This window comes from Candidatus Cloacimonadota bacterium (assembly GCA_021734245.1).
GTDB lineage: Bacteria > Cloacimonadota > Cloacimonadia > Cloacimonadales > TCS61 > B137-G9.
In genome coordinates this window covers 1-26,646 of record JAIPJH010000039.1, presented here as the reverse complement: position 1 = coordinate 26,646, position 26,646 = coordinate 1, and the positions used below count along the sequence as shown (strand labels likewise).

Genomic DNA, 26,646 nt, shown 5'->3' with positions numbered 1-26,646 from the left:
TCACCTACAATGGAACAGGAGCAGGCAATAATCTTGTAGCTTTAAATGAGCTAATCGGCAACTATCCGAATCCCTTCAATCCCAGCACAACGATAGCTTTCAATCTGGCCAATGCCGGTCATGTAACTATCGATGTTTATAACATCAAAGGTGAAAAGGTAAGAACGCTTGTAGATGGAGAATTTACAGCAACCTCTCACACAGTAACCTGGGACGGCATTGATGATAACAACAAGCAGGTATCCAGCGGTGTTTACTTCTACAAAATGAAAGCCGACAAGTACGTTCAAACTAAAAAAATGATTCTGATGAAATAGACAGCTTCTTGGTTAGATAGAATTACGCTCCGGCTTGGGTCGGAGCGTAATTCTTTCATTACTTCCCGAAACTTGTTTTCGGGAGAACTTGTCCTTGCTGACAAGTTCGTACAAACTAAGAAGATGATCCTGATGAAATAGTTCTTCGGAATTTCACGGGACAGGTCCTGATGAAATAGTGGCAGTTGGCATTTAGCCATTTGCAGTTAGCCCCGATGAAAGTCGGGGCTTTTTCTTTCATTACTTCCCGAAACTTGTTTTCGGGAGAACTTTTCCTTGCCGACAAGTTCGTACAAACCAAGAAGATGATCCTGATGAAATAGTCCTTCGGGAATTTCACAGGACAGGTCCTGATGAAATAATAGCAGTTGGCATTTAGCCATTTGCAGTTAGCCCCGATGAAAGTCGGGGCTTTTTATATTTATTGCTTCTTCATAATTAGAAGAATATTTGATGAGATCAATTAACGAGACTCGACTTCAGAAGAGCTTTTTGCGAAACTGGAGTTGAGGATCATTCCCTGAAGTCCAGTCAAACCTGAACTCCAGTGAATAGTAATTAGTCCTATAAGGTGGCTCGGAGCGTTTTTCCTGTTAAATTCAAGTCAAATTTTATTCAAAATATTGATCAGTTTTATTTCTGATGTTTGCTAAACAATATATCGTTTTAGTAACTCTTTTATATAATTGTAATTACGTCATTATGGTTAGAATATAGATTTTATAAAAAAAACCGTAAAGCCTTATAATAAAATCAAATAGCAGCATGATTCATTTTTACATTTATTAATATATAATTATTTATAAGGTAAAAAACTACCATATAAAAATTTGGAAAAACATTTGACAAAAAGATTCCCAAAACAGATACATGGCGAAGTGTATTTGGTGAAATATAATAAGTAAAGGTATCTTTTTGAAATTAGTTGGGTTAGGGATAATTTTAATGAAAAGAAATGAGAAGCTAATATCGATTTTTAAACAAAGAAGACGTTACTATCGCAAATATTTTATCAAATCGTTACTATCGCAATTATTGGTTTTTTACAATTGATCCGTTAACAAATTTTTAAGGAGAATTTTATGAAAAAGGGGATAATTTTTATTATAGCAATGACCTTTATGGTAAGCCTGATGTGGGGTTTTGTCCAGGTAGGAACTGGAACTGATGTAAACCAGGCACTTCCCATCGAACCATTTTACGGTTATTCCTATTCCAATGTAATCTACCTGTCTTCTGAAATTAATACTTCGGGCGACATTACTGCCTTGCAGTATCAATATCAGTCTACAGCAGGTTTTGGTGATCCAGATGATATTGTTATCTATATGGGTCATACCACACAAACAAGTTTTGTGGATGGCGATGATTGGATAGATGTTACAACAATGACTGAAGTGTTTAATGGAGCACTAACATTTCCACCTGCTGCTGGTGGTTGGATGACAATTCCACTAGACACATCATTTACTTATAATGGTACAGAAAATTTAGTAATTGCCTGGGATGAGAATACAGCTGGCTATCATTCCAGTTCCGATGACTTTTTCTGTACACCCACAAACGATGTACGTGGCTTGATTTACAGAAGTGATTCAACTAATCCCGATCCATTAGCTCCACCAACTGCATCTTTCCAAAGAAATTATTTGGCTAATGTTAGATTTGATGGTCTTACAGCCACAAATCCTCCTTCAGCTCCAACAGATCCCGTTCCTGTAGATGCAGCAATCGATGTTAATATCGATACAAATCTGGAATGGAATGGAATGGCAGATACATATTATGTATATCTCTGGGATGATTCTGATGTAATGATCGTGGATGGTGAAGCTACGACAGATCTGTTCTATGATATTCCTGTAAACCTTGCTTACAGCACGCTCTATCACTGGAGAATTGATGCCCAAAATGCTGTTGGCACTACTACAGGAACAGAATGGACTTTCACTACTCGTGCTGCTCCTGCAGTATTTACTTTACCATTCAATGAAAGCTTTGATACAGATGTTCTTCCTGCAGACTGGCTGATCGACCCTGTTGTAGCTGGGGACAGCTGGGAATTCTGGGATGGCGCTATAGGCCATGGAGCCAATGGTGAAAATACAGGAAATAGTGGATTCTACATTGGCGTGGATGATTCTAGTCCGGAAACTGTTCCTGCTCATCTTTATACTCCACAAATTGATTTGACAGGTGCTGCTAATCCTACTTTGGTATTCTATTACTGGATTGGTGATCAAGCTGCAACTGGTTCAACACTAAATATTGATATCAACGATGGAACGACTACAACTGCTGACGTAGCGATCTTTACTGATACAGTAGATCATTGGGAACTGGCATCAGTGGATCTTTCTCCCTGGGCTGGTCAAACAATTATTGTTGATTTCCGTGCTATGGAATCTACCAGTTTCTATGGCGATATCTGCCTGGATGACGTGGATATATTTGATGCGGTAAATCCTCCGGCTGTTGCTACAAATCCGGTTCCAGCTGATGGTGCTGTTGATGTTAACGAAGAAACAGATCTTTCCTGGACAGGTGATCCTACTACAGATACATTCTATGTTTCTTTGTGGGATGACAGCGATGTCATAATTATTGATAATCAACCTACAACTGATACTACTTATGATATCCCGATATTAGGATTTGATACTCTTTATCATTGGAGAATCGATTCTGAAAATGCTAATGGACTTTCCACTGGAACTGAATGGTCTTTCACTACTCGTACTTCTCCATATATTGCTCTTCCATTAAATGAAACATTTGAAGATCAACTTCCAGCGTATTTAGATTATTTTACTGACATAGATTCTGATGTTTACTGGGATTCTCTGGCAAATTATGTAACAGATGTTGCTGGCGGCATGGTAATGACTGGTAATGGATCTACAAACTTTACCACACCAACAGCTACCGATGTCTGGACAATTAACCCCACACACTGGGCTCAAACGATTGGCTATTTCATTGGAACCGGTGATACTTATCTGCTGGAATTTGACTGGAACGCATTCTATCAGTACAATAACTTCTACACCAACATGCGTGTGGATGTTGATTACGGTTCCGGCTGGGTTCAGGTAGGTCAGAACATCTATCAACCAGCTGGCGCTACAACAGGCTGGTTGCATGAAGCAATTAACCTTGGTCCGATAACCGGAAACTTTAAAGTAAGGTTCTGGACGAATGTTAAATATAACTTTAGTGGCTACACTACTGGATTCCATATTGATAACTTTATGATTAATCCTGTGACTACAGGTGATGTTGAAGGTTATGTTTATGAATATGGTACTACAAATCCAATTGTAAATGCCGATGTAACTATTGATGCATATACTGTACAAACAGATGGAACGGGATATTATACAGTTACAGGACTTCTTCCTGATACATATGATATTACGGCTTCTTTTGGCGATTATATTCCTGAAACTCATACTATAGATATTATCGGTAATACTGTTGCTACTCAAGATTTCGGTCTTATGTGGGCAGAAATTGCTGTAGATCCTATGGCTGTTGATGAGTATGTAGAACCTGATAATACAATGCCTATCGATTTCACGGTTACGAATAACGGTAACTATGATCTTACTTATAATACAGGCCTCAATTTCATCAGCGATAATACGCATCATACAAATTATAGAGGTTGGAAAGGCGAAGCTACTTCCAGTCCTTATGCAGAATCTACAACTGGCGACACTCCTCGTAATATCGGAAATACCGATGCTATCTGGGATGTGCAATTTGCTTATGATGTAGATACTCCTTCCGGTCTTACTGGTATTGCCGGTGCAGAAACAGACGGACAATTCCTTTATGCAACAAAATGGAATGGAGCTGGTGAAATTGTAAAATTTGACCTGCAGGGAAATTACATTGAAACATTTACAATTCCTGGTGTTGTTAACCTGAGAGACCTGGCTTATGACGGTCAGTATTTCTATGGTTCCGACGCTTCCAGTTACATCTGGGAAATGGACTTCAATACACAAACGCTTATCAGCACAATTACCACACCAAACTCAGTAAGAGCTATTGCTTATGATCCTGTAAATGATGGATTCTGGTACAATAACTTCTCTTCAGATCTTGAACTTGTAGACAGAACTGGTACTGTGCTGAATACAATTGTAGCTCCACCAAGTATGTACGGTTGTGCTTATGACGACCTTACAGCTGGCGGACCATATCTGTGGATCTTCACCGGTACTTCTACTGGTGGCGGATGTCAGATAGAACAATATGACCTGAACACACTCACACTTACTGGCGTAACACACAGTGTGGATGGTGATTTGGGCGCTGGTGCTTATATCGCTGGTGGCTTGTTCCTGCAACCCGATCTGATCGGTGGAACTTACACACTTGGTGGTTTGGCACAAGGTACACCAGATCTTATCTTTGGTTATGAACTTGGTGTAACAGAAACCTGGCTTTCTATTACTGATCCGGGACCTGGCGTTGTAGTTCCTGGTGCTACTGAAACATTTACAGCTCAACTTGATGCTACAGGACTGGCTAATGGTGATGTGAAAACAGGTGAAATCCTGGTTAATAACAACTCACTTACAGGCTCTCCTGTAACTGTTCCTGTTACTATGAACGTGGGAACTGAACCTACGACAGTTCAACTTGATCCAATGGCTACTCCATATTGGACAGGTTCTGTAGATCCTACTATTGGATTTACTGATGATAGTGAAGTTCGTGGTCTTTATACTGAAGATGGCTGGATGATGTTCGATACATCTGCTATTCCAGCTGGTGCCACAATTACAAATATTCAATTTAATGGATATGTAAATGATTGTAGCTGGCCTTATTGGGATATAAATGATGTATTTGTGGATCCTCTTACCTCTACTCCAGTAGATGTATTTGTTGATATTCAGGCTGGAACCTATACTGCAATCCAAGAAGGTGCTTCTGCAGCTCCTGGCTGGAGACAACATGATTTGGGTGGAAATGCTATAGCTGATCTGACTGCAGCAATGGCACAAGGATGGTTTGCAATTGGTATTAATTCAACAGATAACAGTACTTCCTACTATATCGAGTTTGATGGTTGGAATGAAGCTAATCCTCCTTATCTGGTAGTTACATATGAAACAGCTGCTCCTCCTACACCTCCGGATGTATTATTCTCTGAATATATTGAAGGCAGCAGCAACAATAAAGCTATCGAGATATGGAATAATACAGGTGCAGATATCAACCTTGATAATTTCCGCATTAACCAGGCTAGTAATGGTGGTGGCTGGCAATATCAACACTATTTCCCAGCTGGTGCAACTGTAGCAGATGGAGATGTTTGGGTTATCATTACAGACCAGACAGATCCTGCTCTCTTCGATCCTGCCAATGCAGACGAAGTACTGGGCTACCCAAGTGTTGTTCATTTCAATGGTAATGATGCACGCGGTTTGGAATGGACAAATGATGGTGGTACGACCTGGTGGTTGATCGATGTTATTGGTGATCCAGATGAAGATATATACTGGGATGTTGCAGGTGTATCTGAAGCGACCCATGAATATACTCTCGTAAGAAAAGATGACGTAATGACGGGTAATACAAATTGGCCTGCTTCTGCCGGAACAAATGCAACTGATTCTGAATGGGTTGTATATCCTCAAAATACTTTCGATTATCTTGGTGAACACCCAAGTGTTCCTCCAGTACTTGATCCTCCCACTAACCTGTTCGTAGATGATATGGGTTATGCAACCTGGGATACTCCAGGCGGCGGCGGTGGTGCTCAAGACATCTTCTTCGATGACTTTGAGTCTGGCTTAGGAAACTGGACAGTAGAAAATAACGGACAACCTGGTGGTTGGCTGATTTATACTGATCCTTATCCAAACACCTATACGTTACCAGCTCCTGCTCAGGGAACTAGCGTATGTGCTGCTGATGCTGATGAAAACTATCCTATTGATAGCGAGTTAATTCTGGTTTCTGATCTCGATTTAACTAGCTTCACCGAAGTAATATTGGAATTCGATAATGACTTCAATGCCATTGATACTGATGACTGGGCTTATGTTGATGTTTCTACAGACTTTGGTGGAACCTGGACAAATGTTTGGGGTTACAATACCGATCTTCGTGAAACTCACGAAACTGTAGATATTACAGCAGAAGTTGCTGGTTCCGACGGTGTACTTGTACGTTTCTATTCAGTACAACCCGGTTGGGACTGGTTCTGGGTAATCGATAATGTTTATATCCACGGTATCGGTGGTACTGATAGCAAGAGTTCTAAGTCACCTGTTGCTAAGGTAGGAAAAATTGCAAATAAAACTGAAAACAATCGTGCCTTCTTAGAACAATACAATGTATATCTTGATGGTACTTTAGTTGGTGCTGCTGTAACTGATCTGTTCTTTTATTATGATGATGGCACACTTGTTGACGGCCAATCATATCTGGCAGAAGTAACAGCACTTTACGATGAAGGTGAATCTGATCCTGTAGATTATACATTTGTTTATGATGGTGGTGGTGTTACGCTCGATCCACCACAGAACTTAACCGTTACAGACGATGGTTTTGCTGACTGGGATGCTCCAGGCGGCGGCGGACCAGCAGTAGAAATATTGCATAACACTGGTTATGATAATAATGGTATTGGAACCGCAGCAGCAGCAGACTTTGTCTGCCTTGCTCGCTTCGACGGTGCTCAATTGGCTTCCTACTACGATACTCATTCCTTAACTGAAGCAAGTATTGTAGTTCATTCATTAGACTATAATTTCCTTGAAATTCAGGTTTATGAAGGTGGCAGCATGTATGCACCAGGACCAATTGTTTACAGTGCAGATATTACTGCTGAACCAGTAACAGCTGGTGTAGCTTATAACCATGTATTCACAACTCCAGTACCACTGGTATCTGGAAATGACTACTACATTGGCTATGAAATCCATGCTACAGGCGACCATCCGGCAGCAGTTGATGCTGGACCAATGGTTGCAGATTACGGTGCCTGGATGTTCTTTAGTGGAGCCTGGTATCAGCTTACAGAACTTGGCGCAACTCTGGATTTCAACTGGGTAATTTCTGGATTTGTATCTCTTGGAGTTGATGAGCTTGCTTTCCATAATGCAGTTAATCGTCAAAAAGTGGAAATCAGTTCAACAATGCCGAAACTGCAAAGCAGCGGTCAATTGGAAGCTGAATATACCAGCGTGATGAGAAGACCTGCCGAAAATACACGTGCCTTCTTAGACCAATACAATGTATATCTTGATGGTACTTTAGTCGGTGCTGCTGTAACTGATCTGTTCTTTGATTATGATGATGGCACACTTGTTGACGGTCAATCATATCTGGCAGAAGTAACAGCATTGTATGATGAAGGTGAATCTGATCCTGTAGATTATACATTTGTTTATGATGGTGGTGGTGTTACGCTCGATCCACCACAGAACTTAACCGTTACAGACGGTGGTTTCGCAGACTGGGATGCTCCCGGTGGCGGCGGACCTGGCGGAGAAGTTTACTGGAGTGATTTCGAAAGTGATGATGGTGGTTGGATTCCATCCGCAGACTGGGATCCTGTTGGTGACTGGGAATGGACTGATTCCTACAACATCGCCAATTATACAGGCGCTTTCAATCCTCCAGATGCAGCCTATTCCGGCACTGGTATGTGGGGAACTATTATCAATGGCGATTACACCAATGCCGGCGGTTACAGCTTCCTGAGCCAGACCTTCGATTTCTCATCGGTTACAGATGCTACAATGAGCTTCTGGTACTGGGGAGAAATGTGGGGTTCATGGGATTACTGTGAACTTTGGGTCAATGGAGATGTTGTCTTCTCCGTAGATGATGAAAATCCGCTCTGGCAGTATCAAGAAGTCGATCTGTCAGCTTATAACGGATTGTCCTCAGTGAATATCGAATTTGCCTTCTATGCTACTACAGTCGTTAATCGTGCCGGTATGTATATCGATGATGTACTGATCACCGGCGACGGCGGTGGCGGCGGTGGCGCTACTGTGCAAGTCGATCCGCAGGCTGTTCCTTACTGGACAGGTACAACCGATGGTGCTACATTAACAGATGATAGTATGGTTGCTGGTTGGGATACAGAAGACGGTTGGATGAACTTCGACGTTTCCGGTATTCCAGATGGATCTACAATCACAGAAATCGAATTTAACGGTTATGTGAATGATACATCATGGCCATATTGGGATCTTACAGGCGTAGCTATCGATCCACTTACAGCTGCTCCAGCAGACCTGATGGCTGAAATCCAGACAAATATTTATAATTCCTTCTTGGAAACATCTGCATTTGCACCTGGTTGGAAAGTAGATATTGTTGGCGGAACAGCAAATGCCGATCTGGCAGCTGCTCTTGCTAACGACTGGTTCTGTCTTGGAATCAATTCTACAGATAACAGTGCTTCTTATTATCTGGTATTCGATGGCTGGAATGAAGCAAATCCACCATTCCTGAATGTAACTTATGAAGGAACTGATGGCAAAGTTGCTACTCACACAGCCAGATTGATCAGACCTAACACCGAAAATACACGTGCTTTCTTAGATCAATACAATGTTTATCTTGATGGTACACTCGTAGCTGGTGCTATCAGTGATACAGAATATGATCTTGATGATGGTACACTGGTTGTAGGACAAACTTATACAGTTGGTGTTTCTGCTCTGTATGATGAAGGTGAATCAGCAGTTATTGAAGAAACCTTCACATACGCAGTAAGTAACCCGCAAATCGTGGTTGCACCAACAGAAATTAACGAAACACTTGATCCTGATCAAATTATGGATGTCGATCTTACAATATCCAATACAGGAACAGGTGATTTAACATTTGATATCTCGATCATTGACACATCTGATGGTCCAGTTGATAACAGCTTCAAGGTTCATAGATCTGGTATTTCCCGCAATTCTGAAGAAGCTCCTCGCGTAACATACGCTACAGGTGCAGTAGATGACCTCTGGGATGATCTGCTGATCTTCGACGTCGATACTCCGACCGGTCAAGTAGGCCTTGCCGGTATGGGCTGGGATGGAACTTATTTCTATGCTCACAAGTGGAGCGGAAGTAATCAATCCTTCCAGTTTGATGCAGCTGGAAACTACATCGGTGCGATCACACTGCCTCTCACAGGCTGCCGTGACAGTGCTTTCGACGGCGACTATCTGTATGGCTCACCTGCCAACAGCAGCGTTACCTGCTGGGAACCGGCAACCGGTACAGCAGTTCCTGCCAACAACATCAACGTAGCAGGTCAATCAGTGCGAGCTATTGCTTATGATGAAGTAACCAACACCTTCTGGAGTGGTAACTGGGGTGATAACATCGTAAACTGGGATAGAACCGGAACAATTCTGAATTCTTATGCCTGGGCAGGATCAATGTATGGAATGGCTTTCGAAAACTGTTCGGAAGGTTCTTTCCTCTATGCTCATAGTCAAGATCCTGGCTGTAATGTATATCGTCTTGATGCAGCTAATAACCTGAACCAATTGGCCATGTTCGATGCAACATCACTGGGTGCTGCCGGCGCAATCGCTGGTGGAGCTGCAGCTATGAACGATTGGGATCCGACAGGAATGAGAACTATTGCCGTTCTGCTGCAAGGTTCTCCCGATTATATCGCAGTTCTGGAACTGGGTGCTGGCGACGATCCCTGGATCTCTGCAGATCCAATGAACGGTGTTGTTCCTGAAGGCGGTTCTGAAACAGTTACAGTTACCTTAAATGCTACAGATTTGGAAGACATTACCAAAACGGCAGTCCTGGTAATTGCCAACAATGCAGGACCAGATGTAACAGTTCCTGTAACAATGATCGTAAATCCTGGTGGACCAGATCCTCTGGATCCTCCCAACAACTTCGCAGGAGAAGTGCAAAACTTCAACGATGTACTTCTTACCTGGGAAGCTCCAGGTGGAGCAACCGAAGAAATCCAGCATCATAGTGGTTATGATAATAACGGCATCGGAACCGGCGCAGCCGCAGACTTTATCTGCGCAGCCCGCTTCGATGATGTGGAACTTAGTTCCTATTATGGTGGTTGGGAAATTTCCGGTGTGAATGTCTTCTTACACTCAATGGACTTCAGTTATATTGGAGTACAGGTATATGAAGGCGGCAGCTTTGGCGATCCTGGCACACTTGTTTACGAAGAAGATATTACATCTTCAGTAAGCGCAGGTGTATTCACAAATCATATACTCACAACTCCAGTACCTCTGGTAGCTGGAAACGAGTATTGGATTGCTTACGACCTCAGTGCAACCGGAGATCATCCTGCTGCTGTTGATATGGGACCGATGGTTCCAGACAAAGGTGCCTGGATGTACTTTAGTGGAGCCTGGGATCTGCTTCCGAATCTTGGAGCAGGATTAGATTTCAACTGGGTAATTACTGGTGTTGTATCTCAAAGTGATGCAGTAGCTGGCATGGGTAAAACCGAACTGATCGGTGCTACCAGAAATGAAAGAGTACAGAATGTTAGAAGAGTTAATTACAGTGGCGCACCTCTGGAAGCTGCTTATAACAGAAGCTTCAGAACCAGAAGTACTCACGCTGTGGTAAATAACGAAACATCTCGTGATCTGCTTGGCTTCACTCTGTATCGTGATGGCGCAGAAATCGGTAGTGTGGGCGCTGCAACTTATGAATTCTTAGATGAAGGCTTAGATGCAGGTGATTACGATTATACTATCGTAGCTAATTATGACGATGGTGATTCTGATCCAGCTGGACCAGTTGCAATCACAATTACACTTCCAGCACCTACTGGTGTTACAGCTAACTCTAACTGGCCAAATATTCTTGTTCAGTGGAGTGCACCAACTGATACACGTGCATTAGAATCTTACAACGTATATCAGGATGACGTGCTTGTAACCAATACAACATCTACATTCCATCTGCATGCAAACGTTCCTGAAGGAACTTACATCTACAATGTAGCTGCTGTATTCACAGGTGGTTATGAAGGTGATTGGAGTGCTGATGTTGAAGTTATTCATACTGAACCGGGTGGAAATGATCCTAACCTGATTCCTCTGGTAACTTCACTGGAAGGTAACTATCCAAACCCATTCAATCCAACTACAACTATTGCCTTTGGATTGAACCAGGATGAAACTGTAGATCTTGTAATCTACAACATCAAAGGTGAAAAAGTACGTACACTGGTAAGCGGTGAACTTGAAGCCGGCTACCACAACATACTTTGGAATGGTAAAGATGATAGTGGCAAACAAACTTCAAGTGGTGTTTACTTCTACAAAATGAAAGCTGGTACATACCAGTCTACTAAGAAAATGATACTTATGAAGTAAGAAAATTTCGTCCCGGCTGCTTGCAGTCGGGACAACTTTTCTTTACTTATGAAGTAAACTACAAATAGCAGTATTAAGCCCCGATTTCGATCGGGGCTTTTTTGTAGCAGCTTCGAACCGATATTCGGTTCAACTATTTTCTTATTACCAGTCTACTAAGAAAATGATACTTATGAAGTAAGAGAATTTCGTCCCGGCTGCTTGCAGTCGGGACAACTTTTCATTACTTAATGAAGTAATCCTACTTGGATAACTATTAAGCCCCGATTTCGATCGGGGCTTTTTTTTATCTTCGGAATGTATCCCGAAATTTTCGGGATTCTTCCGAATGTTAATTTTGAGTATTTCAAATTCAATAAATCATTGATTCAGAATTTAAAACAAATAAGAGAAGCAAAGCTGAAAGAAAATTCACGAGATCCTGCAAAAAAAAATTCGATTAGAGTCGTCAGGATGTCGAATAAATTTTCTCGTTCAGGAGTGAACGAGATACAAAAAATGTATCACGATCACTCTTGATCGTGAGTAAAAAAACAACTCGTTCAGGAGTAAACGAGGTACATGATAAATTTTAACAATCGCAGCTGAATTTCAGAATTTATTCTATCTTGATTGAGTACTTTTTCTCAGAAAGAAATGATTTTATAAAAACCATATCTTCGTCAATCAGCAATTGAACCGCTCCATCCTTTCCAGAGATAAATAATTTATCTTCCAGATAAGAAAAAGTAGAGAGTGTTTGGGAATGAGGAAAATCGAATCTATTTTGAATAGAAGTAGAAATAAAAGCAAATTGCGGATGCACATGATCTACAAATTCTAAACTGCTGGCTGTTTTGCTGCCATGATGACCAACTTTCAGAATTTCTGCTGGCAGGAAATCCGCATATCTTTGCAGAATATATTCCTCTCCTTCCAGCTCCAGATCACCGGTAAACATTACTTCAAATTCTCCAAAATCAGCTAAAATTACAATAGAATTATTATTGATATTTTCATGGTGAAAGTCTTTATCGGGATGCAGAATTTCAAGAGTTAAATCATCATAAAAAAATGAAATAGTATCTGTAATTAGAATTATTTCGCACTTTTCCTGATCAATTTCATCCTGATATCTCTGCCAGACTTTTCTGCCAGTAAATTCATCTGTAATGACTAAACTTTTTACTTCCAGATTTTCCAATACACTTTCCAATCCGCCATAATGATCGTTATGAGCATGAGTAACAAAAAGCTTATCGATAGTTTTGATCCCATTATTCTGACAGTAGGGAAGAGCTGAACGCCCGAAACTCAGAGAAGTTCTTTCTGTCGGTCCAGTATCGATCATGATATTTTTGCCTTCCGAAGTTTGAATAAGAGCCAGATCACCCAAACCGCAATCGAAAAAGGTAATTTTGTTATAATTACTTGATGACGGAAAGGTTAAAATGAATACGATCAAAACAGAAACAAAACTAAACAAAAAGATAAGTTTACGTTTGATTTTCTTTATGCTGAAAAACAGGAATCCCGAAAATAATAACAAATACAAAAAAGCTGCCTGTTCTAAATCAACTGAAATAAAATCGAAATGCAAGGGAGGTTGAGCAGCAAAATGCGACCAGAAATTAAACAAAAACATGATAAATGAGAAGGCAGAGTGATAGACAGAAATAAGCCAGGAAATAGGTGGTAGAAAAATTATCAGCAAGGAGATTGGCAGGATTATTCCCATTATTGGAATTCCCAGCAGATTTCCCAAAATTCCGTTAAAGCCAAATTGCTGAAAATGATAGATCGTGATGGGTGCTAAAAAAAGATTTAGAAAAAATGAACTGAAACACATTATCAAAACATAATTTATCAGTTTTTTAGTTTTACTTAAAAGAAAGATGTCCTGTTTTTCCAGCTTGAGAAGCTTGATATGAGGAAGAAGATTTAACAGTACGAAAACAGCCATGAAAGACATCTGCAGTCCAGCCGAGAAAAGTTGATAAGGATGAACCGCAGTTATCACGATAAGGCTGCAGAAAAGAATATTATTTGTATCGGCTTTTCGCTGTATGATCTTTGATAATAAAAACAGAGAGATCATAATAACTGCCCGGAAAACAGATGCCGGCCAATAGCAGATGAAGCCGTAAACAATAAGCGTGATGATAAGAAGAAATCTGGCAAAGTTGCGCTTGAAAATCAATTTTAAGAAGCTGAAAAGAATTAGAGCAATTAAACCTACATGAAGCCCGCTAACTGCCAGCAGATGGCTTAATCCGGCTCTGCCCAGTAATTTTCTCATATCATCCAGCTCCGATTTATCGCCAATTGTAATTGCCTTTATGAAACCGGAATTTGCAGGAAAGCGTTTCTCGATCCTGTGAACAATGAATTTTCTGATATTAATGATTGTTTTCTGGAATATGGAAGCGTCATTTGAAATGATCTTGGGATTATCTTTGGTAAAACCGACAGCCTGGATGTTTTGCCGATAGAAATATTTCTCGGCATCAAAAACAGATGGATTGCTGCCTTTTTGTATTTTGTGCAGGACAGCGATAGTTTCTATAATATCGCCATATTGAAGATCTTGTTTGGAAGTGGAAAGCCTGATTCTTCCCGATATTTGTTTATTATTTATGGATTCCAGTTCCATCAGAAATTTGAAGCGTTGATCTTTTTCTGAAACTTCTGATATTATTCTCCCAGTAATTTTCTGTTGAATTCTGGAATGTTTCTGCATGATTTCTGAAAATGGATTTTGAAGCAAACGTTTCTGGAAATCGATCCTGGATATTCCTGTTAATAAGATAAGAACAAAAAGTGCGGGAGTTCTTACTTTTTTGATAAAAGCCAAGCTCAAAATTAAGATGAAGCCAGCGTAGATAAAGATATGCGGGATATTGAAATAATTTCCGATGATAATTCCGGCGCACCAGAAGATCAGCGGCAAAAATAACGGCGATTTCGTTAATTTCTGTTTCATTATCAATACCTGAAAACGCAATGATACCAAAACAGTTGTCAGTATCATTTGTCGTAAATATTATCTAAAACTTCGATCTTAAACCGAAGTATTAAAATTATTTCAGTTCTTGATAATTTGCCAGTGTTTCTTCAAAAACCTGTTGATTTGTGTCGATGATCTCCTGCAGAGATGGATTTGATCTATTTTGCGATTTTTCTATAACTCTATAGACAATTTTCGATATTTCCGTAAAACTTATTTTGTGATCTAAATAGAGCTGAATTGCTGCTTCGTTAGCTGCGTTTAAAATTGTTGGTAGAATACCATTTTGCTGTCCAACCTTTCGAGCCAATGCAAACAGCGGATATCGGTTTTCATCAACTTCTTCAAATGTAAGATTGGGAAGATCCAGGATATTTGTTTTCATCAAGTCGGAGTCAATTCTATTCGGATAGGAAAGTGCATACAAAATTGGAAGCTGCATGCTGGGAAAACTCATTTGTGCCAAGATCGAGCCATCGACAAATTCTACAAAAGAATGAATGATAGATTGAGGATGGATAACAGTTTTGATCTTGTCAAAATTCATATCGAAAAGCCAGTGTGCTTCGATGATCTCTAAAGCTTTATTCATCATTGTGGCAGAATCTATAGTGATTTTTGCGCCCATTTCCCAGGTGGGATGATTCAACGATTCAGCAACTGAGATCTGGTCAAATTCGTGCAGCGGTAGCTTGCGGAATGGACCACCGGAAGCGGTTAAAATCAACGAGTTAATCTCTTTTTGCGGTGTACTGCCGATTGCTTGAAAAATGGCACTGTGTTCGCTATCAACAGGAATGATCCTGGCTCCGGTCTTTTTCATTAGTGGAATCAGCAGATGACCCGCCATCACCAGAGATTCTTTGTTCGCCAGAGCCAGATCGATACCGCGGGAAATAGCAGTAAAAGAAGAACGCAATCCCGCTGAACCTGAGATTGCGTTCAAAATAATATCGCAGTCGATCTGCTCTAATTTTTTAATTAAATTCTCTTCCCCGAAACTTAGGTTTATGGAATCAGGAATATCATTTATCTGAGATTTAATATCTTCATTTGTAATAACCAGTTCAGGAATTTTGAATTCAGATGCCAAATCGAAAAGTTGATCATAACTATTGTGAGAAGAAGCAAACACGATCTGGAATTGATCGGCATGATTTCGTACAACCTGAATCGTGGATGTACCGATCGAACCGGTAATTCCCAGAACTGCAATTTTTTTCATAAAATTTTTAGAAGAGGTATCCTACAGAAACGCGATGTGAATTTTCCAGTTCGGTATCATTCTCGAAAGCGTAATTTATCTGCCAGCTGCGAATCTGCACTGCAAGGCCGGAAGTGATATTATTTACATCGTATCCTAACAGAAGATTTACAGTTTTACTGAGCTCTAAATCGCAGCCAAAATGGAAGTCCAGACTGAGTGGCCCCAGAGCAATTGTAGCAGCTGTTTCTCGGCCTTCAGTATAGATATCACCTCCGGCGTAAATTGTTGCTAAACGTTTTATAACAGGTATTTGCAAATTATAATTTGCTTCCACATCCAAGCCGGGATTTACGATTTCATGTGTGCCGTTTGCCCACAGGATCTGGGTTGTAAAAAAGTCGTGAAGTTTAATTCCGATGAGACCTTTACTGTATTTAAAATAGGTAGAAAGATCGGCACCAAAACCAAATCCGCTTTCTTCTGCCAGGTTTCGATAAGCCATTTTGGGTGAAATCCCGATAATATATTTTCCGAATTTACGGGCAATTCCAGCATAGACCACAATATCGGAGTTATTTACCGATTTGTATTTGTAGGGCCGATTGGAACTGGAAATTGCGTTGTTTGGATCTTCCAGTTTTGTAAGTGGAATATCATCGATCCCAATGCGAGTAATAACTACTGAGATTTTGTTTTCCCTGCCCCAAACAGCAGCAGCGGTATCGTATTTTAAAAGTCCGGCATACTCTTCAGCATGCATCAATTCAAAGCGATTTTGACTGATTTCATTCAGCAGAGCTGCATTCCAATAAGCAGCACCAGCTGTATTAGTGTCGGAAAGGCCAATATTTCCGAGCGCAAAGTTACGTACACCGGCTCCCATTCTGAAAATCTCACCGGCATATTTCGTAGCAAACAGGTTCATTGCAAGCAGCAGGATCAATACTGCGATCAGGCACTTTTTCGTGTTGTTCATTTTTTTTACCTTTTCTCCTGTTTTCTTACTTTCGGATACCCGTTTTGATGTAGGTACCAACTATTTTCTTCAATTTTCCACCGGAAAAAGAAATCGTCAATTTTGCATCATTTCCTTTTCCATCCACATTTAATATAACACCTTTACCAAATTTATCATGATATATTTTCTGTCCAATCTTAAAATATTTTTCCGTTTCCAATGTAACGTTCTGTTCAGGTTTTTTGCTGCTGCTATATCTGGGTGCCTGCATTTCATAGAAACTGTAATCTGCCTGCTTCAAAAGATCTTCATCGATCTCGGAAAGAAACCTGCTTGGGAAGGTGGTTTGCACAGCATCATAAGTTCTGCGAGTTCTGGCATAAGTTAATTTGAGAGATTTTCGTGCTCGGGTGATGGCAACATAAAGAAGTCTGCGTTCTTCTTCCACGTTTCCCAAATCGTAGATCGAACGGGAATGAGGAATTAGTCCATCTTCCAAGCCAACCACAAAAACATGATCAAATTCCAAGCCTTTGGCATTGTGCATTGTCATCAGCTTCACTGCTTCTTCATCTTCATCCAGATTATCCATGTCCGTCTGCAGAGAAATATTTTGCAGATATTCATCTAATCTGGGTTCTTCACCGGTTTCTTCTGCATAATTTTCGCTGAACTCTTCAGTGGCAGCTATGAATTCCTGAATATTTTCTACTCTGGCGATATCTTTGGGATCTTTGCTATCATCGTAAAGCTCGATAAGATGGAGTTCTTCAATTACTTTTTTTGCCAGCTCGGAAACAGGAACAGAATCAGCCAGCAATTTCCAGCTTTCCAACTGATCGACAAATTTTGTGAGATTGGCAGCAGCTCTTTTGGAAAGATAATTGAAATTTTTCTCGGCAATTGTATCGAAAAGATTCTGATCGGTTGCCACAGCTTTATCCAGAAGCTTTCCAATCGATACTTTCCCAATTCCGCGAGAAGGAAAATTTATGATTCTTAAGAAACTTTCCGAATCATCAGGATTTATCAGAACTCTAAGATAAGCCAGAATATCTTTGATTTCTTTGCGCTGATAGAAATTTACTCCACCAACTATTTGATAGCGAATTTTATATTGCATGAAAGCATTTTCAAAAACTCGCGATTGGGCATTTGTGCGATACAAAATCACACATTCATTCAAACTGATCTGTTTTTTGCGGAGCTCATCGATCTGCAATGCTGTATATTCTGCTTCCCTGTTTTCATTTTCCAGTTTAACAAGTTCTGGTTTTTCCTGCGATTCCAAAGCTGTCCACAGTTCTTTCTGATGTCTTTCACTGTTGTTTTTTATCAGGCAGTTTGCTGCCTGCAGAAACGATTTTGGTGAACGATAATTCTGCTCCAATTTGATCTTCAGAACATTTTTATAATCTGTTTCGAAGCTTAGAATATTGCGAATATCTGCTCCTCGCCAGCTGTAAATTGCCTGATCATCATCACCGACAACGCAGAGATTCTGATGAACTTTGGCGATTAAATTTACAATCTTGAATTGAGCATAATTTGTATCCTGATACTCATCGATCATCACAAAACGGAATTTCTTCTGATATTTTTGGCGGATGTCTTCCTTTTCGTGAAGTAAAATTGCTGTGTACATCAGCAGATCATCAAAATCCAGAGCATTATTTTCGGTCAGAAAGTTTTGATATCTGGTGTAGATTTTTAAAACCATATCAGTAAAGTAATTCGATTCGTTGAATTCGGGGAAATCTTTAGGAAGTATCAATGAATTCTTCTGTCGGCTGATGATCTCTCTTACTTTTCTGGGATTGAATTTCTTGGGATCGATATTGAGATCCTTGTAAATCCGTTTGAAGATCGATTTTTGATCACTGTCATCGTAAATGCTGAAGTTTGATGTGAAGGGAAGTTCATTTTCTTCGTATCGCAAAATCCTGGTGCAGATAGAATGAAAAGTTCCGATCCAAAGCGAATGAGTAGAAATTTCGAAAGTAGATTCCAGACGATCCCGCAGTTCTCGAGCTGCTTTGTTGGTAAATGTAACTACCAGGATATTCCAGGGGCTGACCTTTTTTTGATTGATGAGATAAGCAGTTCGATATATTACAGAGCGGGTTTTTCCGCTGCCTGCTCCTGCCAGAACCAGAACAGGGCCTTCGGTGTGCCGAACGACTTTCTGCTGCTCGGTATTTAGAGCAGATAATAACATCTTTTCTGAATTATTCAGCATAATAAACCAGGGTAAATATTACGGCAGTAATTTTATCAATTCCAGGTTTCGGGTTCGGATCGATAACCTTCCAGCACAGTATCTGCCACTGCTTTGAAGGCAGAAATTTTGTACCAGTATTCTTTTTGTACTATATTAACTTCGGAATCTTTGTAAAGTGTATCTACAGGGCTCAAATTTGCTTCAGTAAGAGGTCGATAGTATCCGTTTTCATCCAGAGAACGATACAGATAATATCCATCGATCTGAGAATTTGTGATCGGATGCCAGGTGATGTAAACAGAATCCTGCCAGGTAAGAACGACATTCAAACCACGCACTTTTGGAGGAACATCGATGCCGCTGTTATTAGGATCCAGAGGATTTTCATAATCCAGTGAACAGGCGATTACCAGGATGAGAATAAGTAAAACAGCTATGTATTTAAAATTCATAATTACCTCATCAAAACTTGAATGAAACACCGTTCATTTCCAAAGAAATTCGATTCGTTTCATTTTCATAAAGTGTGAACCAGGTATCATTGTTGAAAGCTTCAGTAGATCCGATCGAATCATAGATATTCAATAACCACAAAACCAAACCAGCTCCAAGTAAATATTGCGAATTATCATAATTATCTTGAGCTTTCTTATAATATTTATTGATATCACCAATATAATTTGCTTCTTTATATTTATCAAAATTATCCATTGCTTCCCGATAATAAAGATAACTTCCTGCCAGAATACAAAGTTCGGAAATAAAAATAATCTGTCCTTTTGTGTATCGATGAGCAGAATATTGTCCCCAGCCGGGAATAAGACTTGATCGCAGCATATTAGTTGCAACTTCCTGTTTTTTTAGATCGTATAATTGCAAAAGTTTTTGCCTTCGAACCAGGTCTTCCCGATATGTAAACAGCTTTTCTGGCGTATCCCAGCCATATTTCTGCGGATCAGAGAAATTCTTAATTTCCTCGGTAAACAACCAGTTTGAAAGTTGAAATAAAATTATGGTAACAAGAATTAGTTTTTTCATATTATTCCTGCTTCGTATGTTTCATGATATCTCCGCTGATCATAATCTCATCGGAAACCCTATTGGAAGGAGTTACATTTTGTGTTAAAAGATCAACTCGCCAGGCGAAATAAAAAGTTTCTTCTGGTGCAATAACATCATATCTCACTTCATATTTATAACCACCAATAGCATAAGTTACTTTCCACTCGGAAAATTGCGTGTATTGGCCATATTTTGCCTGCATGTTCTGCTTCAATGTTTCAAGGTGACGAATTATCTTTCCATTATCCAAATTTTGGATTATCCTGAGTGCAAAACCTTTGGGATCTTTTTCAGCTTCGATAAGATTGCGGGTTCTGAAAATCTTGTTTTGAATTCTATCTGAAGCGAAATAGGATGCTGCCTGCCTGTAGGAAGTAAGAGCAGCTTGATAATTTTCATCTTCTTCGTATTGATCACCGATATTTTCAAATTCAACAGCTTTTAGATATTTGGCTTTGTCGGCTTTTGCCTGGTCAATCCTCTGAGTAACCTCATTGAAATCTGATGTTAAAACAAAACAAAGGTTATATTTTGCAATTGCTTTATCAAATTTCAATTCCTTTTGAAGAGAATCCCCTTCTGTAATCAGATCTGAACAAACCTGGAAAATTTTGCCTTCGACGATAGCTTGTTTATTCGCGCATGTATTCAAAGTTTTGTCCAGATATTCTTTTGCTGCTTTATAAGCTTTCTCATCAATTTGTTGATCTGCTAAAATCAAATACAAACTGCAGATTTCTTCCAGTATTTCATTTTTTTGAGCAAGCGGATATCGAGTATATTGGAAGAGTTCATTTACGGCATCGAGATATCTTTTCTCAGTTTTCAGATTTTCAGCCTTTTGCAAAAGATACGGCATTGAATTATCGATTTTGGGTTGTATTTCCTTTCTCTGACTTGACTGTGCATCACGTTCGTATAACGTAACATAATCTGCAAAGGCTGCTTCGTATTTTCGAAGGGCAATATTTAACTCGATCCTTTCTACCAGAACATCATTATAAATTTGGGAATTTGGAAGGTAATCTATAATATAAGTATAGTATCGCATTGCCTGCAAAGTATCGCTATTGACCAAAGATGATTCCGCTAAATTCAGATAACAAATATCAAGAATAGTATCTGCAATTTGAGAATTTGCCAGATATAAATACTTTGATGCTAATTCCCAATTCTGTTTTTCATATTCTACATAACCAAGCTGATAATAGCAATCAGAACGTTCCAATTCGGCTTGAGTTCTAAGAGCAGTGTTCTCTTCTTCTTCCAGAAACTCATCATATTTTTGAATAGCTTCTTTATATTCGCTTTTTAGATAGGATTTATTTGCTTTATTGAATTGATATGTTGCAGAGCAACCGAAACTCAAAATTATAATAAAAAGCAAAATTATTTTGTAAATTTTCATGTAATTTTATGTGTCCTTATTATTTGGTTTAATCAGCTGATTTTCCGGAATTACAACTGGAATATTATCCAATTTATTACCGAAAAACAAAAAGATGATAGCAAACATGATCGTGGATAAAACTAATAGTTTTATTGATTCCATTTTTAGCACTAATACAGTAACTAAAACAATGATGATGTTGATTAGATAAACGATGATAGCTGTAACTTTGGCAGATCTCATTGCATTATCGATGCGGTGAGTAGAATGATCTTTACCACCCTGACTTATGCGTCGACCATCTCTTTTGCGTGTAAAACTAACCAGCGAAATATCAAATATTGCATAGCTAAGTAGTAATACAGGAAGCAGATAATAAATTCGATGATTCATGCGAATTACTACTAATCTACCAGCCAGAATTCCCATCGTTGAAAGAAAATAACCAATGAACATACTGCCTGCATCTCCCAGGAAAATCTTGGCTGGATTGAAATTATGTGGTAAAAATCCAAAAACTGAACCAGCAAAAATAAGTGAAAGCAACGCCATAAAATTTGCCTGAACTGCAACTGCTGGTGAATGACTGATGAAACTCAGCGCATAAAATCCAAAAGCTAAAATACCCGACATCCCTGTGATAATTCCGTCCATATTATCCAGAAAATTTAAAGCATTCATCAATCCAACCATCCACAAAAATAGTAATGGAAGCGTGATGTAAACAGCACCAAATAAATGCAACAGATCATTGAAATACAGAAAAACCAGACATGATACAGCTTGACCAACAAGTTTGAGCAGCGGATTCATCCCAAAACGATCATCAAGCAAACCAACTGTAACAATTATTAAAGCCCCACCCAGATAACCCAGAATTGCACCTGATATCGCGTGTAGATTCGTAATGATAACGTAGATCGTAATAAGAGTAAAACCGATAAAAACAGCCAAACCTCCCATCAAAGGTGTAGATTTCTTATGAACTTTTCTTGCGTTTGGATTATCTAAAAAATTAATTTTTCTGGCAAATCTAATAATAAAAGGCGTAATACTGTAAACCGTTAAGAAAGACAAGATTAGAACAGTAAAACATGTATATATTATTTTCATTTACACCTCAATTATTATCAATTCTTTATGAATATAAAACATCACATTCAGCAAGCTCGATTTTGTCAATCCATTTAACTGCCTTTTTTCTGTTGCTAAAACCATTTGACATCTGGATGTCCGGAAATTATTTCATGACTAGGAATATTGGAGTTTGTAATGAGAGAATTTAAAAATAGAAAAGCAAGTCATAACTACTTTTTTATAGATGAATTGGAAGTAGGTATTGTGCTAAAAGGTTCGGAGATAAAATCGATTAGAGCCGGAAAGATAAATTTCAAAGATTCTTATGCTGTTATAGAAGATGATGAAATATGGCTTTTAAATTTACATATCAGTTCCTATAAAAAAGCGAACCGTTTCGATCATGAACCAGAGAGAAAACGTAAACTTCTGCTGAACAAACGAGAAATAAGAAAGCTGAAGAAAAAAGTGGAGGAAAGAGGTTTTACGCTGGTTCCCAAAGATCTATATATAAATGAAAATGGCATTGCAAAACTAACTTTGGCAGTAGCAAAAGGGAAGCGTTTGTACGATAAGAGAGAAACTTTGCAGAAAAAAGATGAAATCCGCGAATTGCAAAGAAGACAAAAAAATTATTTATAGTTTGACATATAAATACAAGACACAAAGATTTTTTAGAAGAGAGGGGAATTAATATCTAGGAGTTTGAATGGTTGTAACAAAGTTCTTCCATTTAACCCTTGTCTGGAGGAATAAATGGCAGCCAAGTCGGTAGAAATATTATTGGTAGAAGATAATATTCACGATGAAAGACTCACGATAAAAGCACTTCAAAAAAACAATCTTACAAATAAACTGCATGTAGTTCGAGATGGAGAAGAAGCATTGGAATTTCTTTTTCATACAGGAAGATACAAAAAAGATGAAACTTCACAGGAAATTGATCCACCCAGATTGATCTTGTTAGATCTTAAGCTTCCCAAAATTGATGGACTCGAACTGCTGAATATCATCAAAAAAGATGAAAGAACAAAAACTATTCCTGTGGTAATTTTAACCTCATCTACCCAGGAAAGCGATATGCTGCAAAGTTACCGATTGGGAGTGAACAGCTACATTGTAAAACCAGTAGAATTCGATAAGTTTATTTCTGCCGTGTCAGATCTTGGACTTTATTGGATGATTCTGAACGAGTTACCAAAATAGAAAAATTGAAGAGAGAAGAATGAGTAAAAAATTGAAAATCGTTTTATTGGAAGATTATACTCCAGATGCAAAGTTGAATTTAATGTATCTGAAGCAGAATCAATTTGATATTCAACATTGGATTGTTAACAACGAAAGAGATTTCAAAAAAGTTTTGAAGGAAGTCGATGCAGATCTGATTTTATCTGATTTTAGCCTTCCTCAGTATGATGGCTTCAAAGCATTAGATTTTGTAAAAAAGAATTATCCAGACCTGCCTTTCATAATGGTTACAGGATCGTTGGATGAAGAAACAGCAGCGGACTGCATAAAACAAGGAGCCTGGGATTATGTGATAAAAGAGCATTTAGTGCGATTGGCTCCTGCTGTAAAGAATGCATTGGCAAGAAGAAAAGAGATCGAACAGAAAAAAAAAGCTGAAAAAGCAAGAATTGAAAGTGAAATTAAGTTTGAACAATTTGCCAAAATGCTACCGGAAGTTGTTTGTGAAGTCGACTTGCAGGGAAATTTGAAATATGTGAACGAGAAAGCTTATGAGGTTTTCAAATATTCCGAAAAAGATTTTAAGAAGGGAATGAATATCTTTGATTTTATCTGTGCGGAAGATAAAGAACGTGCCCGGGAAAATGTACAGAAACTGATCGAAGATAACTTGCATGGCAGTGATGAATATAAGGTAATACGGAAAGATGGAACTACGTTTACGGCTCTTATCCATGCCAATCTGGTTTTAGAAAATTCTCAACCAAAAGGTTTCCGGGCAATTCTAGTAGATATTTCTGTTCAAAAAGAAAATGAGAAAATCATCCGCCAAAGAGAAAATGAACTCAAAATGATGATCGATAATTCCCCGATTGGAGTATGCTCTACAAATCTGAAAGGGAACTTCATTTCCGTAAATGAAAAATATTGCGATATGCTGGGCTACACAGCCGAGGAACTTCTGGGAATGCATTTCAACGAAATTACTCATCCCGAAGACAGAGAAGCCAATTTAGAATTATTTGCAAATTTAATTCGAAGAAAAATTGATTTTTTTGATCTGGAGAAAAGGTATGTAACAAAAGATGGGAAAGTAATTTATTGCCGCATCAGATCTCATTTGGTTTTTGATGCAAACTTTTATCCTCTTTTCGAAACCGCTGTTGTGGAAGATATTACCGAACAGAAACGTGCTTTGGATGAACTAAAAGAAAGAGAAGAATTCAATTATGCATTATTTCAGCACAGTCCTATCGAAACAATCGTTGTGGATAACGAAGGGAGAGTAGTGCAATCTAATATTGCTGTGCGAGAAAATAGAAGCAGAATGCCGAAAATCGGCAACATTATGTACAAAGATTTTGGAGCAGATCATTCTGTAGACATGTACGAAATTTTGATGAATTGCATAGAGACAGGAAAACCTCACAGCATTCCGGAAACTCAATATCGAGAAAAATACTGGTCGATAAAAATAGCTCCTTTCAAAAGCGGAGCAATTATAACAGCGATTGATATTTCTCCCATAAAACTGGCAGAGCAGAACCTGCTGAAATCTTTGAATGAAAAGGAAGTGCTTCTAAAAGAAGTTCATCATCGCGTAAAAAATAACATGCAGATCATTTCCAGCATGTTGAAACTTCAGGTAAGACATACCAGAAATGCAGAAGCTATAGATATCATAAAAGAAAGTCACAATCGAGTTCGTTCGATGTCTATGATTCATGAAAAATTGTATCATACAGCCGATTTTGAAGCAGTGAATTTTGGTCAGTATCTTATTACATTGACGGAATATATTTTCTCCACCTACAAAATTGATAAATCCAATATTAAATATTCCGCAGAAGTTAAAGACGTTGAGATGAACATCAACCAGGCAATTCCTTGTGGTTTGATAATGAACGAACTCATCACGAATTGTATCAAACATGCTTTCCCAGATGGAGCAAAAGGAAAGATCAAACTTTCCTTGAAAAAAACAGCGAACCATAAAACAAGCATCACTATTATTGATAATGGAATTGGATTGCCAGAAGAGGTTGAAAAAGAAAATCCAAATACACTTGGATTGCAGCTGGTGAATGCCTTGATCGCACAAATTAATGCCGAAATGAAAATAACTATGAAAAATGGCACAAAGATTCTAATAGAATTCTAATTTTATGTGGAATTGGGATAGCAGAACGCATCAATTTATTGTAGAAAAAGCATTGAATAAATGCCGCAGTTCATTCAAAAATCTACTGGAAACACATTCAGAAATTTTCATTTTGGGTATCGAAGCTCCTGATAGAATTTTCAAAGATTTCACGAATCATTATTATAACTGCACTCCCAATCATTTTGGATATCACAGCGGTAGCATTGTCAATAAAATAGATCGTGAAATAAAACTGATCGATGAAATGCTGAAAAATCCCGATAAAATTGTTTTACATCCTAAGATTGCGCCATTTCTGAAGTCACTTCTGGATACACCATTGAAAGCATTTATTTTTGAATGTGGCGTTGTATCACATTATATTGCCGATCTGCATCAACCGATGCACACTGATGGAAAATATCGCTTTGAAGATGAAGAGACGGTGCACCAGATTTTAGAAGCTGATACACGGAAGCATCTAAAAGACTTAACAATTACGATTCATAGAAGAGAGAGGATAAAAAATCCTCTGGAATTTTTCATGTTCCAGGTTTATGAAATAAATAGCTATTACGACGAACTTATTGCAAAATATTATTGAGCTCCCTCTAAAAAGTATCAAAAAAAAACCTTTTCAATAAATATGAATTTTTTCATATTGAATCCATAAATAAGTGAAAAAAGGTATTGGTAATGTTTCGAAAAAATAGCGACCATAAACAAATGGATATATT

14 protein-coding genes are annotated in these 26,646 nt (G+C 38.7%); 6 read left to right on the top strand and 8 right to left on the bottom strand.

Annotation, left to right across the window (positions count from 1 at the left end):
• Together K9N40_07460 and K9N40_07455 are read left to right on the top strand one after the other, a co-directional pair.
• Nucleotides 1–317: T9SS type A sorting domain-containing protein (locus tag K9N40_07460; protein ID MCF7814298.1), on the top strand; the 317-nt coding region annotated here is incomplete at its 5' end.
• Nucleotides 318–1,399: 1,082 nt separating this feature from the next.
• Nucleotides 1,400–11,677, top strand: coding sequence for a lamin tail domain-containing protein (locus K9N40_07455; GenBank protein MCF7814297.1), 10,278 nt, complete (start codon nt 1,400–1,402; stop codon nt 11,675–11,677).
• 598 nt (nt 11,678–12,275) lie between these two features.
• Here the strand turns inward: K9N40_07455 and K9N40_07450 are convergent.
• The 8 genes from K9N40_07450 to K9N40_07415 form a co-directional block, all read right to left on the bottom strand.
• Nucleotides 12,276–14,639 (bottom strand): DNA internalization-related competence protein ComEC/Rec2, encoded by a 2,364-nt coding sequence (locus K9N40_07450; GenBank protein MCF7814296.1) that lies wholly within the window; start codon nt 14,637–14,639, stop codon nt 12,276–12,278.
• Between the two features lie 97 nt (nt 14,640–14,736).
• Nucleotides 14,737–15,888, bottom strand: a complete 1,152-nt coding sequence (gene dxr / locus K9N40_07445; protein ID MCF7814295.1) for a 1-deoxy-D-xylulose-5-phosphate reductoisomerase — start codon at nt 15,886–15,888, stop codon at nt 14,737–14,739.
• A 7-nt stretch (nt 15,889–15,895) separates the two neighbouring features.
• Entirely contained in the window at nt 15,896–16,846 is a 951-nt protein-coding gene (locus tag K9N40_07440; protein ID MCF7814294.1) for a hypothetical protein, read from the bottom strand.
• A gap of 25 nt (nt 16,847–16,871) precedes the next feature.
• Nucleotides 16,872–19,067 (bottom strand): UvrD-helicase domain-containing protein, encoded by a 2,196-nt coding sequence (locus K9N40_07435; GenBank protein MCF7814293.1) that lies wholly within the window; start codon nt 19,065–19,067, stop codon nt 16,872–16,874.
• Nucleotides 19,068–19,102: 35 nt separating this feature from the next.
• Nucleotides 19,103–19,501: a hypothetical protein gene (locus K9N40_07430; protein MCF7814292.1), complete on the bottom strand. Its 399-nt coding sequence runs from the start codon at nt 19,499–19,501 to the stop codon at nt 19,103–19,105.
• Between the two features lie 10 nt (nt 19,502–19,511).
• On the bottom strand, nt 19,512–20,087 hold the full coding sequence (locus tag K9N40_07425; protein ID MCF7814291.1) for a hypothetical protein: 576 nt from the start codon (nt 20,085–20,087) through the stop codon (nt 19,512–19,514).
• A 1-nt stretch (nt 20,088) separates the two neighbouring features.
• A complete protein-coding gene (locus tag K9N40_07420; GenBank protein MCF7814290.1) occupies nt 20,089–21,519 on the bottom strand; it encodes a hypothetical protein in 1,431 nt (476 codons plus the stop codon).
• A 6-nt stretch (nt 21,520–21,525) separates the two neighbouring features.
• The gene (locus K9N40_07415) at nt 21,526–22,614 is read right to left on the bottom strand and encodes an undecaprenyl/decaprenyl-phosphate alpha-N-acetylglucosaminyl 1-phosphate transferase (protein ID MCF7814289.1); all 1,089 of its coding nucleotides are present in this window, start codon (nt 22,612–22,614) and stop codon (nt 21,526–21,528) included.
• Nucleotides 22,615–22,773: 159 nt separating this feature from the next.
• Here K9N40_07415 and smpB point away from each other — a divergent pair, with 159 nt between their 5' ends.
• The 4 genes from smpB (at nt 22,774) to K9N40_07395 (ending at nt 26,513) form a co-directional block, all read left to right on the top strand.
• Complete coding sequence (gene smpB / locus K9N40_07410; protein ID MCF7814288.1) at nt 22,774–23,220, top strand: SsrA-binding protein SmpB; 447 nt, start codon at nt 22,774–22,776, stop codon at nt 23,218–23,220.
• 114 nt (nt 23,221–23,334) lie between these two features.
• Nucleotides 23,335–23,784 (top strand): response regulator, encoded by a 450-nt coding sequence (locus K9N40_07405; GenBank protein ID MCF7814287.1) that lies wholly within the window; start codon nt 23,335–23,337, stop codon nt 23,782–23,784.
• A 19-nt stretch (nt 23,785–23,803) separates the two neighbouring features.
• Nucleotides 23,804–25,927, top strand: coding sequence for a PAS domain S-box protein (locus tag K9N40_07400; GenBank protein ID MCF7814286.1), 2,124 nt, complete (start codon nt 23,804–23,806; stop codon nt 25,925–25,927).
• Between the two features lie 4 nt (nt 25,928–25,931).
• Nucleotides 25,932–26,513 (top strand): zinc dependent phospholipase C family protein, encoded by a 582-nt coding sequence (locus K9N40_07395; GenBank protein MCF7814285.1) that lies wholly within the window; start codon nt 25,932–25,934, stop codon nt 26,511–26,513.
• Nucleotides 26,514–26,646 lie beyond the last annotated feature (133 nt).

Excerpts from the sequence above, each read along its gene's own strand:
- smpB (MCF7814288.1), top strand. The coding sequence starts at position 22,774 with ATGAGAGAATTTAAAAATAGAAAAGCAAGTCATAACTACTTTTTTATA.
- K9N40_07425 (MCF7814291.1), bottom strand. The coding sequence starts at position 20,087 with ATGAAAAAACTAATTCTTGTTACCATAATTTTATTTCAACTTTCAAAC.
- K9N40_07450 (MCF7814296.1), bottom strand. The coding sequence starts at position 14,639 with ATGAAACAGAAATTAACGAAATCGCCGTTATTTTTGCCGCTGATCTTC.
- dxr (MCF7814295.1), bottom strand. The coding sequence starts at position 15,888 with ATGAAAAAAATTGCAGTTCTGGGAATTACCGGTTCGATCGGTACATCC.
- K9N40_07430 (MCF7814292.1), bottom strand. The coding sequence starts at position 19,501 with ATGAATTTTAAATACATAGCTGTTTTACTTATTCTCATCCTGGTAATC.
- K9N40_07415 (MCF7814289.1), bottom strand. The coding sequence starts at position 22,614 with ATGAAAATAATATATACATGTTTTACTGTTCTAATCTTGTCTTTCTTA.
- K9N40_07435 (MCF7814293.1), bottom strand. The coding sequence starts at position 19,067 with ATGCTGAATAATTCAGAAAAGATGTTATTATCTGCTCTAAATACCGAG.
- K9N40_07420 (MCF7814290.1), bottom strand. The coding sequence starts at position 21,519 with ATGAAAATTTACAAAATAATTTTGCTTTTTATTATAATTTTGAGTTTC.
- K9N40_07400 (MCF7814286.1), top strand. The coding sequence starts at position 23,804 with ATGAGTAAAAAATTGAAAATCGTTTTATTGGAAGATTATACTCCAGAT.
- K9N40_07395 (MCF7814285.1), top strand. The coding sequence starts at position 25,932 with ATGTGGAATTGGGATAGCAGAACGCATCAATTTATTGTAGAAAAAGCA.
- K9N40_07405 (MCF7814287.1), top strand. The coding sequence starts at position 23,335 with ATGGCAGCCAAGTCGGTAGAAATATTATTGGTAGAAGATAATATTCAC.
- K9N40_07440 (MCF7814294.1), bottom strand. The coding sequence starts at position 16,846 with ATGAACAACACGAAAAAGTGCCTGATCGCAGTATTGATCCTGCTGCTT.
- K9N40_07455 (MCF7814297.1), top strand. The coding sequence starts at position 1,400 with ATGAAAAAGGGGATAATTTTTATTATAGCAATGACCTTTATGGTAAGC.